This is a genomic window from Robinsoniella sp. RHS, assembly GCF_001029355.1.
Taxonomy (GTDB): domain Bacteria; phylum Bacillota; class Clostridia; order Lachnospirales; family Lachnospiraceae; genus Robinsoniella; species Robinsoniella peoriensis.
The window spans coordinates 1-13,335 of record NZ_JNGB01000018.1; the positions used below are offsets into that span (position 1 = coordinate 1).

The following is a 13,335-nucleotide window of genomic DNA, read 5'->3' on the forward strand; positions in this document are numbered from 1 at the left end:
ACAATGCCTTGTACTGACGAAAATATCAGGCACTCTATTCTCTGAAATTTACGAAATACTGTACTAGAGGGATAAAAATGAGTGAAATAATAAAGAATATACCAGCAGTTGCACTTCGCGGAATGACAATTTTACCTTCTATGATTGTACATTTCGATATCAGCAGGACAAAATCTATCAGAGCTATCGAAGAGGCAATGTTAAAAGAACAAAGGCTGTTTGTAGTGACGCAGAAAGACCCGGATCTATCTGATCCGGAGTTAAATGACCTGTATCATATTGGTACAATTGTTGAGATCAAGCAGGTGGTCAAACTGCCGCAGAATATTTTCCGCGTTCTGGCTGAAGGGCTGGAACGTGCTGAACTTCTGGATTTATCAGAGACAGAGGAATATCTGGTAGTTGAGGCAGGTACCTTTTCTCAGGAGCCTGCGCAGCCAATGGATGACTATATGAAACAGGCTATGGTTCGGAATTTAAAAGAAATTTTTGAAAACTATAGCAAAGAAAACGGAAAAATGAGTAAAGAACTGGTACATCAGCTTTTGGAAATAACAGAGATCGAAAAGCTGGTGGATCAGATTGGTATTAATATACCACTTTATTTTGAAGATAAGCAGCGCCTGTTGGAAGCAGTAGATATCTTTGAACGTTACGAACTGCTCAGCGTGATACTGAGTAACGAGATCAATGTTTTGAAGATTAAGCGTGATTTACAGGAAAAAGTAAAAGAACATGTGGATAAGAATCAGAAAGAATATCTTCTGCGTGAACAACTCAAAGTAATTCGTCAGGAATTAGGCGAAGATAACCTTTTAGGTGATGCCGATCATTTTAAAGAAGAACTGAATAAACTCAAGGCTTCAGGCAAGGTAAAGGAGAAGATCGCAAAAGAGATTGAACGTTTTAAAAGCGTTGGATCCAATTCTTCTGAAAGTGCAGTTATCCGGGGATATCTGGAAACATTACTGGAAATGCCCTGGGATAAGGCATCCAAAGACAACAAAGATCTGAAAAATGCCCAGAAGATCCTGGATCAGGATCATTATGGACTGGAAAAGGTAAAAGAGAGAGTCTTGGAGTTTCTGGCTGTCCGCATTTTGACAAAGAAAGGGGAAAGCCCTATTCTCTGTCTGGTAGGACCTCCCGGAACAGGTAAGACTTCCATTGCGAAGTCTGTTGCCAGAGCACTGGATAAAAAGTATGTCCGTATCTGCCTTGGCGGCGTACGGGATGAGGCTGAGATCAGAGGTCACCGCAGAACTTATGTTGGCGCCATGCCGGGAAGAATTGCCAGTGGCATGAAAACGGCAGGAGTTAAAAATCCACTGATGCTTTTAGATGAGGTGGATAAAGTCAGCAGTGATTATAAGGGGGATACATCTTCTGCACTTCTGGAGGTACTGGATTCTGAGCAGAATAATAAATTCAGGGATCATTATCTGGAAATCCCCATTGATTTGTCAGAAGTGCTTTTCATAGCCACGGCAAATGATATGCAGGCGATTCCAAGACCGCTGCTGGACCGAATGGAGATAATCGAAATCTCCAGCTATACGGAGAATGAAAAACTTCATATTGCCAAAGAACACCTGATCAGAAAGCAGATCGAACGTCATGGACTGAACGCAAAGCAATTATCCATCAGTGACACAGCACTGCGGACAATCATAGCTTCTTATACAAAAGAGGCAGGAGTTCGTAACCTGGAACGAAAAATTGGAGAGATCTGCCGAAAGGCAGCACGGGAAATCTTAGAAAACAAGAAGTCTCGCATTACAATTACAGAATCTAATTTGGCCAAATACCTTGGCAAGAAAAGATACAGCTTCCAGGGCTTGAATGAAACAAATGAAATCGGGATTGTCCGGGGACTGGCATGGACCAGTGTCGGCGGAGATACCCTTCAGATAGAAGTTAATATTCTTCCGGGAAAAGGTGAGTTTTTACTGACCGGACAACTGGGAGATGTAATGAAAGAATCTGCACAGGCAGGCATCAGCTATATACGCTCTTTGAGCAAAGCGTATAAGATTCAGGATGATTTTTTCAAAAAGCATGATATTCACATACATATTCCGGAAGGGGCAGTACCCAAAGACGGTCCCTCTGCCGGAGTAACAATGGCAACCGCAATGATTTCAGCAATTACAGAAACACCGGTCCGTGCAGATGTCGCGATGACCGGGGAGATCACTTTGAGAGGAAGAGTTCTTCCCATTGGAGGACTGAAGGAAAAACTGCTGGCTGCTAAAAATGCAGGAATGAAGACGGTATTCGTTCCCGCCAAAAATAAACCAGATGTAGAAGAAATATCAAGCGAAATTAAAAGGGGACTGGAAATCCGGTTCGCCGAGACGATGAAAGACATTCTGCCTGAGGCACTGGTTAAAGCTTAACCGGGAAGATGTTTGAAACCGCAGCAATAGCGGTATGAGAGGAAAATATGGTAATAAAAAATGTAGCATTAGAGACAGTATGCGGAATAACCAGCGTGCTTCCGGATAATGATAAAATGGAGATTGCATTTGCAGGGAAGTCCAATGTGGGAAAATCTTCCTTAATTAATGGGCTGATGAACCGGAAATCCCTTGCGAGAACCAGTTCTTCGCCTGGAAAAACCCAGACAATCAATTTCTATAATATTAATGATGAAATGTATCTGGTTGATCTTCCGGGATATGGTTATGCAAAGGTTGCCCAGGCGGTAAAAGAAAAATGGGGGAAACTGATCGAGCGTTATCTCCATGAGTCAAAACAGCTTAAAGCAGTGTTTTTGTTAATTGATATCCGCCATGAGCCGTCGGAAAATGACAAAACCATGTATGACTGGATTCTGCATAATGGATATGAGCCAATTATTATTGCAACGAAACTGGACAAGCTGAAAAGAAGCCAGGTTCCAAAGCATTTAAAACAGGTCAGGACAGGTCTGAATGTGGTAGAAGGAACTCAGATAATACCTTTTTCTGCAGAGACAAAACAGGGCAGGGATGAAATCTGGGCTTTGATTGACGAGCTGTAACTAAGCGGGAAGATAACGTTATAGATTTAAAAAATCGCGATAGCAATAAACATTTGCATCGCGGTTTTTCGATTTCACAAAACTGACTGACTGGTCGGACGGAAGAACACAGGAAATTATCTGCAAATAATATGATTGTGGGGTTATACGCAAAGGAAGGAGGAAATATGATATCTCGATATAGTGTGAAACGGCCGTATACGGTAGTAGTGGCTGTGGTTCTGGTAATTATACTGGGGGTTGTGTCATTTTTAAATATGAAGACAGATCTGCTTCCGGATATGACATTGCCTTATGCAATTGTTATGACTACGTACCCGGGAGCAAGCCCGGAGGAGGTAGAGTCGATGGTCACCAAGCCTGTGGAACAGGCAATGGCAACCATTAGTAATATTGAAAATGTTACCTCAGTATCCAGTGAAAATGTATCACAGGTTATACTTGAATTTTCCCAGAGTGCCAATATGGACGCAGTCACCATTGAAATGCGGGAAAGTCTGGACCAGATCAAAGGTTACTGGGATGATGCCGTGGGAAGTCCGATAATCATGAAGCTGAATCCGGACATGATGCCCATTATGGTAGCGGCAGTGGAAGCCGGTGATATGAGCAGCTCAGAACTTACGGAACTGGTGAAGAACAAACTGCTCCCGGATCTGGAAAGTATTGAGGGTGTAGCTTCCGCATCTACTTCGGGAGATGTGAAGGAAGATATAAAGGTTGTCATCCGCCAGGAAAAAGTAGATGCAGTGAATCAGAAAATTATCGCATCCCTGGATGCTAAATTTGCGGATGCAAAAACGGAAATGGATCAAGCCCAAAGCAAGATCGAAGACGGCAAAAAGCAGTTAGATTCAGGACAGAAAGAACTGGCTGACCAGACTGCAAATGCAGAAGCTCAGATTAGCAGCGGTAAGGACGAACTGTTGAAAAACGAAGTACAGATCGACTCAGCGCTTGCCGCTATAGCAGAAAAACAGCAGACATTGGAAACATCCAGATCTCTCATTGAAGTATTGGAAACTAAGTTTACCCAGGGACAGGCAGAACTGGCAGCCAAGGAAAGCGAGCTTGCCCAAAGCGAAGCAGAATTGGAAAAAAAGGCAGAAGAATTAAAAGATGCGGCCACTCAGATGAAGTCTCTGCCGGAGCAGCTAAAAGAACTGGAAAACCAGATACAGCAGATTACAGATGCCGAGGCAGCTTTAACCCAGGCGAAAGAGAAGCTCCCGGCACTGCGAAAGGCGCAGGAAGAACTTACAAAGGCACTGGAGCAGCTGCGGGCACTGGGTGAAATGGCACCAGCTGATAAAATAGAAGAACTGGAAAAGCAGCTGCAGCAGACAGAAGCAGGTATCCGTGCAATAGAAGACGGTTTAAAAAAGATGGGTATAGAGGAAAGCCAGATTGATGAAAAGCTGGCTGAACTGACAGATACCAAATCTAAGCTGACTCAGAGCAAAGCCCTGCTGGAAAAAGCGGTGGAGGCATCCGCAGGCAAAGATCAGACTGATGTGGGAGCTGCGCTCATCGAAGAAGGAAAAAAGCAGGCCGCCCAGGGAAAAGAACAGATTGAAGTACTGAAGTCCCAGCTTAATGAGCTTCAGGATCAGATCACAAATGGGAAAGCACAGCTGGATGAGGGCGCTCTTCAGCTGGAAACTGCGAAACAGCAGTTAGAGACAGCGAAGACGCAGATAAAAACAGGACAGTCCACCGTAGCAGAAGCACTGGAAGAGCTGAACAGGCAGAAGGTAACGGCTACGATTGAACTGGCAGCCACAAAGGCAGAATTAAGCAGTGGGGAAAAAGAGTTAAAATCTGCAAAAGACCAGCTGGATTCTCAGCGAGATGCGGCATACGATAAGGCCGATCTGGATCAGATTGTAACAGCAGATATGGTAAAAGGGATTCTGGCTGCCCAGAACTTTACCATGCCTGCCGGATACGTTACGGAAGATGGCGTGGATTATCTGGTAAGGGTAGGCGACAAGATTACAGAGGTGGAAGACTTATCTGACCTGGTTTTAATGGATATGCATATGGATGGAGTAGAGCCCGTTAAATTGTCGGATGTGGCAGATGTTGCAGTAACCGATAACAGCGATGAGGTATATGCAAAGATTAACGGCCATGCAGGTATCTTATTTACCATGCAGAAGCAGTCCGGATATTCCACCGGAGAGGTATCAGACCGGATCAAAGCCCGGTTTGATGAACTGACACAGTCCAACCCCCAGGCTCACTTTATTACCCTTATGGATCAGGGGGTATACATTGATCTGGTAGTAGATTCGGTTATTCAGAATATGATTATGGGCGGTATACTGGCAATCCTTGTGCTGTTTTTATTTTTAAAGAGTTTCCGCCCGACACTGGTTATTGCATTTTCCATACCGATCAGTATTATGACCGCTATTGTGCTGATGTATTTTACCGGGATTACCCTGAACGTCATTTCCTTATCCGGGCTGGCTTTGGGAGTGGGGATGCTGGTGGACAATTCCATTGTTGTTATAGAAAATATTTACCGTCTGAGGACGGAAGGACTTCCGGTGAAAAAGGCGGCAGTAGAGGGGGCTCATCAGGTTGCAGGTGCAATTGCGGCATCCACCCTGACTACCATCTGCGTATTTGCACCGATTGTGTTTACCAAAGGCATTACCAGGCAGCTGTTTGTGGATATGGGGCTTACTATTGCGTTTTCCCTCCTGGCAAGTCTTGCAGTTGCATTGACTCTGGTGCCGATGATGGGGGCAGGACTGTTAAAAAATACTGCCGAAAAGCAAAGTAAGGTACTGGACCGGCTGATTGCGGGATATGGAAAAATTATAAAGCTGGCGCTTAAGTTTAAGCCGGTTGTTCTCATTGGTGCAGTGGTTCTGCTGATATTAAGCGGTGTACTGGCGGTATCCAGAGGTACTGCATTTATGGCTGACATGGAGAGTACCCAGATGAATGTGAGCCTGACCATGCCGGATGAGGCTACCCTGAAAGAAACCGGAGAAATGTCTGATAAAGTAATGGAAGAAATACAGAATATCCAGGATGTTGCCGATGTGGGAGCAATGGCGGGAAATTCCGGTGCAGGTATGTTCGGAGGCGGAAAATCAAAAACCAATAAAGTAACCATGTATGTACTGTTAAGTGAAAATAAGAAAGCCTCCAACGACAAAATAGCAGAAGAGATTAAAAACAGGACAAAGGACTTCCCCTGCGAAATCGAAGTAGAGACTTCCAGCATGGATATGTCAGCGCTGGGAGGAAGCGGGGTATCCATAAAGGTTAAGGGTCGTGAGCTGGATACGATCAAGGAAATAGCAGCAGATGTTGCCGGGATCGTAAAAGAAGTAAAAGGTACGCAGGATGTGTCTGACGGTGTGGAAGAGAAAACACAGGAAATGCGTCTGGTCGTAGACAAAACGGCAGCTTCTGAATATCAGCTGACGGTTGCGCAGGTCTTCCAGTATCTGCAGGGGAAACTGGCAGATGCAAAATCAGCAACTACGATTTCAGCAGATGCCAAAGACTACTCAGTTATGGTGGTGGATGGTGCAGACAAATCCCTAACCAGAGAAGAAATTAAAAAACTGCGTATTACCGGAAAAGATGCAGAAGGAAAAGATAAAGATGTACCACTTATGGATATTGTAAAATTCGTGGATACAGAAGGCTTTACTTCCATTAACAGAGAATCGCAGACCCGTTATGTAACTGTAACGGCCGGTCTGGACAAAGATGCGAATATCGGTATTGTATCAGATGAAATTAATAAAAAGCTGGTCAATTACGATGTACCAAAGGGCTATACCGTAGAGATGGCAGGAGAGGATCAGACAATAAAAGAATCGATGACGGAAGTATTTAAAATGCTGGGTCTTGCAGTGGTATTTATGTATCTGATCATGGTTGCACAATTTCAGTCTCTGCTGTCACCATTTATCATTATGTTTACCATACCCCTTGCATTTACGGGTGGTTTACTGGGACTGTTTCTCACCAATAATCCAGTCAGCGTCATAGCCATGATCGGATTTGTAATGCTGTCCGGTATTATTGTAAACAATGGTATTGTTCTGGTTGATTATATTAACCAGCTTAGAAAAGGCGGTATGGAGAAAAAAGAAGCAATTGCAGAAGCCGGAATGACCAGACTGCGCCCGATTATTATGACGGCGCTGACAACGGTTTTAGGGCTTTCCACCATGGCCATGGGAATCGGAATGGGTTCCGATATGGTTCAGCCTATGGCAATTGTAACGATAGGCGGATTAATTTACGGAACATTGCTTACGCTGGTGGTTGTTCCCTGTATTTATGATATTTTTAACCGGAAAGAAGACATCACAGAGGAGGAAATATAAATGGACGCAGGAAAGTTACAGGATTTGCTGCAGCTGAATTCCCCAAAGGTCACGGCTATGTATGAGGCAGTGAATGAACTGGTGCTTGATGGAATGAGTTTACATTCCATCAAAGTATCGGATATTACCCAAAAGGCGGGCATAGGGAAAGGTACGGCATATGACTATTTTCAAAGTAAAGAAGAAATCATAACAAAGGCGATTCTTTACAATATCCATAAAAGCATCTGTGATATGGCACACTGTGTAATGAAAAAAGATTGTTTCGAGGATAAAATATACGAGATCCTGAACAATATGGAGAATAATTATAAGACCAGAAGAAGCTGGCTTCAGTATCTGTGTTTCCATGCACAGTCCATCACAATGGAGCAGGAGCATCTGGAAAGCATTCTGAAGCTGGAAGGGTATGACAGCGGACTGCGCTGCTTTGTCACCGGGCTGGTGAATCAGGCTTACAAAGAAAAGCTGATCCCTCAGCCAATATCCTATTACCGCGCAGCAGTTGGGCTGTTTCCGCAGATAAGCGCCTTCTGGTACTATCTGGATGGAAAAACCGGAACGGATGAGGTGACTTTGGCAGAAGCTAAGCAAATTGCATATGAAAATGTGATAAAAGTTTGGAGATAAAGTAAAATTGCACGTTTCCAAACAAAAACCTTGTATGTTTTGTATTTATTTGATATAATAGCAACTATAAATTTGTGCAGAATGCGAGGACGGAGGTATTGACATGAAAAGAAATGTTATTGTAGGACAATCGGGGGGCCCGACAGCAGTTATTAATTCCAGTTTAGCCGGTGTTTATAAGACTGCAAGGGATAGAGGATTTCATAAAGTGTTTGGTATGCTTCATGGGATTCAGGGATTTTTAGATGAGAAATACATTGACCTGTCTAAATATATCAAGAATGACCTGGATATTGAATTACTGAAGAGAACTCCATCGGCTTATCTGGGATCCTGCCGTTATAAACTGCCGGAGATACATGAAGATAAAGATATCTATGAGAAGATATTCGAGATATTAAACAGGCTGGAGATTGACAGCTTTATCTATATCGGCGGCAATGACTCCATGGATACCATTAAGAAGCTTTCCGACTATGCAATACTTACGGGACAGTCGCAGAAATTTGTAGGTGTGCCGAAAACCATTGACAATGACCTGGCACTTACTGATCATACTCCTGGTTTTGGCAGTGCGGCAAAATACATTGGAACATCCACAAAAGAAGTAATCCGGGACGGTCTTGGACTGTCATACAAGAAGGATATTGTTACAATCATCGAAATTATGGGAAGAAATGCAGGCTGGCTTACCGGCGCGGCAGCCCTTTCAAAAGGAGAGGACTGTGATGGACCGGACTTAATTTATCTGCCGGAGCTTCCATTCGATGTATCAAAGTTTTTAGATAAAATACGTTCCCTGATAAAGAAAAAACATTCCATAGTGGTAGCCGTTTCCGAGGGAATTAAATTAGCAGACGGAAGATATGTATGTGAACTTTCCCAGAATTCTGACTATATAGATGCATTTGGACATAAGCAGCTTAGCGGAACAGCGGATTATCTGGCGAACCTTATAGCAGCAGAGATTGGATGTAAGACAAGGGGCGTGGAATTCAGCACGCTGCAAAGAAGTGCATCCCATGTGGCATCCAGAGTGGATATTAACGAAGCGTTTATGGTAGGAGGTGCTGCCGTTAAAGCAGCTGACGAAGGAGATACGGGAAAGATGGTTGTCATTGACCGTGTATCGGATGATCCATATCAATGTGCTACCGGTATTTATGATGTGCATAAGATCGCAAATGATGAAAAACTGGTTCCAAGGGATTGGATATCCAAAGACGGAACGTATGTTACCAATGAATTTCTGGCATATGTGAAGCCGCTGGTACAGGGAGATTATCCTCCGGTAATGGTAGACGGTATCCCGAGACATCTGGTTTATAAATAAAAAAAGTGTAACATATTGTAAATAATATAAGCTCTGACGCGACAAAAAAATGCGGCAGGGCTTATATTTTTGCGGGATTACTGAAAAAAATACGTAATATAGGGTTATTAATGCGGTTTTTCACTTGACTAGACTAGGATATGTGTTAAAATAAAACTGTGCGCAAAGCTCGCAGATATGGTAGTTATGCAGGGATCAGATACTCTGTACTAACATATACAAATACATTTTAGGAGGAATTAGTAAAAATGGCAAAATGGGTTTACTTATTCAAAGAAGGAAACGCAAGTATGAAAAACCTTCTTGGTGGAAAAGGTGCTAACTTAGCTGAAATGACTAACTTAGGACTTCCAATCCCTCAAGGTTTCACCGTTACGACAGAAGCTTGTACTGACTATTACAATAGCGGCAAGAAAATTACAGAAGAAGTGCAGGATCAGATTTTCAAAGCAATCGGAGAACTGGAAAAAATTCAGGGCAAAACATTTGGTGATAATGAAGATCCATTATTAGTATCTGTACGTTCAGGAGCTAGAGCTTCTATGCCAGGTATGATGGATACAATTCTTAACTTAGGTTTAAATGATGTTGCAGTAGAAGGATTCGCTAAGAAAACTGGAAATCCAAGATTCGCATATGATTCTTATAGAAGATTTATCCAGATGTTCTCAGATGTAGTTATGGAAATGAGCAAAACTTTCTTTGAAGGTATCTTAACAGATGTCAAAGAAGAAAAAGGTGCTAAATTCGATACAGATCTTACAGCAGAAGATTTACAGGAAGTAATTGCAAAATATAAAGCAATCTACAAAGAAAAAATGGGCGAAGAATTCCCACAGGATCCTAAGATCCAGTTAATGGAAGCTGTTAAAGCGGTATTCCGTTCTTGGGACAACCCTCGTGCTATCGTATACCGTCGTATGAACGATATCCCTGGAAGCTGGGGAACAGCTGTAAACGTTCAGGCAATGGTATTTGGTAACATGGGCGAAACATCCGGAACAGGTGTTGCGTTTACACGTAATCCATCTACCGGTGACAATGGTATCTACGGTGAATACTTAATCAACGCTCAGGGTGAAGACGTTGTTGCCGGTATCCGTACACCACAGCCAATTTCTAAATTAGCAGAAGATTTACCGGAATGCTATGAAGAATTCATGGCAATCGCTAAAAAATTAGAGAATCATTACCGTGATATGCAGGATATGGAATTCACAATCCAGGAAGGTAAATTATACTTCTTACAGACACGTAACGGTAAGAGAACTGCTCCTGCAGCTCTGAAAATCGCTTGTGATTTAGTTGATGAAGGAAAGATCACAAGAGAAGAAGCAGTTTGCAGAATCGAAGCAAAATCCCTGGATCAGTTATTACATCCTACCTTTAATGCAGCAGCATTAAAAGCAGGCGAAGTAATCGGATCAGCTCTGCCGGCATCTCCAGGTGCAGCAGCAGGTAAAGTATACTTCACAGCAGACGAAGCAAAAGCAGCTCACGAAGCTGGTGAAAGAGTTATCTTAGTTCGTCTTGAGACATCTCCTGAAGATATCGAAGGTATGCATGCAGCAGAAGGTATCTTAACAGTTCGCGGCGGTATGACATCTCACGCAGCAGTAGTTGCACGTGGTATGGGTACAGCTTGTGTATCCGGTTGTGGAGAAATCAAAATTGATGAAGAAGCAAAATACTTCGAACTTGGCGGACACAAAATTGTAGAAGGAGATTACATTTCCTTAGACGGTTCTACAGGTAAGATCTATTTAGGCGACATCGCTACTGAAGAAGCATCCGTAAGCGGAGATTTCGGAAGAATTATGAGATGGGCTGATAAATTCAAAACATTGAAAGTTAGAACAAATGCAGATACTCCTGCAGATACAGCTAACGCTGTTAAATTAGGAGCTGAAGGTATCGGTCTTTGCCGTACAGAGCATATGTTCTTTGATGCTGACAGAATTCCTAAGATCCGTAAAATGATCCTTTCTGACAGTGTAGAAGCAAGAGAAGCAGCTCTTAACGAATTAATCCCATTCCAGAAAGCTGACTTCAAAGCAATGTATGAAGTTCTGGAAGGAAAACCAATGACAGTTCGTTATTTAGATCCTCCTCTTCATGAGTTCGTACCTACTGATGCAGAAGATATTGCTGCATTAGCGAAAGACATGGGCTTGACACCAGAAGAAGTAAAAGCTAAATGTGACGACTTACACGAGTTCAACCCAATGATGGGACACAGAGGATGCCGTCTTGCTGTAACTTACCCTGAAATCGCAAGAATGCAGACAAGAGCCGTAATGGAAGCAGCTATCGAAGTAAAAGCTGAAAAAGGTTACAACGTAGTTCCTGAAATCATGATCCCATTAGTTGGTGATAAAACAGAATTAAAATTCGTTAAAGATGTTGTTGTTGAAACAGCAGAAAAAGTAAAAGAAGAAAAAGGATCTGACATCGTTTACCACATCGGTACAATGATCGAAATCCCAAGAGCAGCTTTACTTGCTAACGAAATTGCTGAAGAAGCTGAATTCTTCTCATTTGGTACAAACGATTTAACACAGATGACATTTGGTTTCTCACGTGATGATGCCGGTAAGTTCTTAGATGCTTACTACAAAGCAAAAATCTACGAATCAGATCCATTTGCAAGATTAGATCAGAACGGTGTTGGCCAGTTAGTAGAAATGGCAGTTAAGAAAGGCCGTTCAACAAATGCAGGCATTAAACTTGGTATCTGTGGAGAACACGGTGGAGATCCTTCATCCGTAGAATTCTGCCATAAGATTGGTTTAAGCTATGTTTCCTGCTCACCATTCCGTGTGCCGATCGCTAGATTAGCAGCAGCACAGGCAGCTTTGAATAATAAATAGGAATTAATATAAGCTGAATACAGCCCTTATCATATATGATAAGGGCTGTACTTTAGTTTACAGAGAATTGTGAATCCCGGTTAAATCTACACCATCTCCCCGGTAATAATCTCCACCGGAATCTCATAAAACTGATCTTTTGGAGTCTGTTCCTTTACAAGAAAATCAAATAGTACCTTGATAAGCTGGTAGCCTTGTTCTTCTGCACTTTGACCCAGAACAAAATCAACAATGCCATTTTTTAATAAAGTACTTGACTCCGGAAGCAAATCGTGGCATATTAATTTTATACGACTCTTATTGTTAGATAATGACAGTGCGCTGGCAACGCCGGTGATCCCACCGCCAGCCAGGTAAATACCTTTCAGATTAGGGTATTTGTTGCAATATTCCAGTGTGATACGGAAGGCATCTTCTTTCCGATCCTGGTTCTCCTGAATATCGACAATGGAAAGGGGAATCTTACTTTCTGCAATTCGTGTTGTAAATCCCGATAAACGGTCCTGATGGCAGGACAGATTTTTTGTACTGATAATAACTCCGATGTCCCCCTCTTCCGGGACAATTTTTTCCATAAGTCCTGCGGCTATTCTTCCGCCTTTGTAATGGTCTTGTCCGATAAAGCAAATCTCATCAATGCCCCTTAATCTTGAATTAAAAGTTACGACTGCAGTGCCTTCTCCTGCTATTTGATTGATCTTAGCCTTTACCTGGGCATCGTCCATAGGAAGGATAGCCAGGCCGGAGATATGCATTGCCTGAAATTCATTCAGGATACTCATAAGTTCAACTGGCTCTAAAGATGTCAGCATTTTAACCGTAACATCTATTCCAAAGTGCGAAAATTCTTTTTCTGCTCTTCGGATTCCTTTGAGGGTATATTGTATGTAGGTGTTATATTCCGGTGTTAAAATAATCCCCAGTTTAAATGGATTTTTACTATTTACCAATGCCTTTCCGATCAGGTTAGGCTGATAATTTAATTCTTTCAGGATCGTCAGGATTCGTTCTTCTGTTTCTTTTTTTACACCCGGTCTGTGATGAATCACTTTATCTACAGTTGCACGTGACACATTAGCCAGGTCAGCGATTTCTTTGATCGTAACGGCCATA

General features: G+C 42.6%; 7 protein-coding genes. 6 read left to right on the forward strand and 1 reads right to left on the reverse strand.

Annotation, left to right across the window (positions count from 1 at the left end; translation table 11 throughout):
- Nucleotides 1-77 precede the first annotated feature (77 nt).
- The 6 genes from lon to ppdK all read left to right on the forward strand — a co-directional run bounded on the left by lon (nucleotide 78) and on the right by ppdK (nucleotide 12,222).
- A complete protein-coding gene (gene lon, locus RHS_RS09600; RefSeq protein WP_027296640.1) occupies nucleotides 78-2,399 on the forward strand; it encodes an endopeptidase La in 2,322 nt (773 codons plus the stop codon).
- 47 nt (nucleotides 2,400-2,446) lie between these two features.
- Nucleotides 2,447-3,025 carry a ribosome biogenesis GTP-binding protein YihA/YsxC gene (yihA, locus tag RHS_RS09605; RefSeq protein ID WP_027296641.1) on the forward strand — a complete coding sequence of 193 codons (579 nt, stop codon included), beginning with the start codon at nucleotides 2,447-2,449 and terminating at the stop codon, nucleotides 3,023-3,025.
- 167 nt (nucleotides 3,026-3,192) lie between these two features.
- Nucleotides 3,193-7,389, forward strand: a complete 4,197-nt coding sequence (locus tag RHS_RS09610; RefSeq protein WP_044296492.1) for an efflux RND transporter permease subunit — start codon at nucleotides 3,193-3,195, stop codon at nucleotides 7,387-7,389.
- Nucleotides 7,390-8,019, forward strand: coding sequence for a TetR/AcrR family transcriptional regulator (locus tag RHS_RS09615; protein WP_047833052.1), 630 nt, complete (start codon nucleotides 7,390-7,392; stop codon nucleotides 8,017-8,019).
- A 97-nt stretch (nucleotides 8,020-8,116) separates the two neighbouring features.
- On the forward strand, nucleotides 8,117-9,352 hold the full coding sequence (locus RHS_RS09620; RefSeq protein ID WP_138003522.1) for a 6-phosphofructokinase: 1,236 nt from the start codon (nucleotides 8,117-8,119) through the stop codon (nucleotides 9,350-9,352).
- 248 nt (nucleotides 9,353-9,600) lie between these two features.
- Entirely contained in the window at nucleotides 9,601-12,222 is a 2,622-nt protein-coding gene (gene ppdK / locus RHS_RS09625) for a pyruvate, phosphate dikinase (protein ID WP_027296645.1), read from the forward strand.
- 86 nt (nucleotides 12,223-12,308) lie between these two features.
- Here the strand turns inward: ppdK and RHS_RS09630 are convergent, their stop codons facing one another.
- The gene (locus RHS_RS09630) at nucleotides 12,309-13,334 is read right to left on the reverse strand and encodes a LacI family DNA-binding transcriptional regulator (protein ID WP_027296646.1); all 1,026 of its coding nucleotides are present in this window, start codon (nucleotides 13,332-13,334) and stop codon (nucleotides 12,309-12,311) included.
- Between the last annotated feature and the right edge of the window lies 1 nt (nucleotide 13,335).

Coding starts and splice junctions, on each gene's coding strand:
- lon (WP_027296640.1), top strand. CDS start 78: ATGAGTGAAATAATAAAGAATATACCAGCAGTTGCACTTCGCGGAATG.
- RHS_RS09610 (WP_044296492.1), top strand. CDS start 3,193: ATGATATCTCGATATAGTGTGAAACGGCCGTATACGGTAGTAGTGGCT.
- yihA (WP_027296641.1), top strand. CDS start 2,447: ATGGTAATAAAAAATGTAGCATTAGAGACAGTATGCGGAATAACCAGC.
- RHS_RS09615 (WP_047833052.1), top strand. CDS start 7,390: ATGGACGCAGGAAAGTTACAGGATTTGCTGCAGCTGAATTCCCCAAAG.
- RHS_RS09630 (WP_027296646.1), bottom strand. CDS start 13,334: ATGGCCGTTACGATCAAAGAAATCGCTGACCTGGCTAATGTGTCACGT.
- ppdK (WP_027296645.1), top strand. CDS start 9,601: ATGGCAAAATGGGTTTACTTATTCAAAGAAGGAAACGCAAGTATGAAA.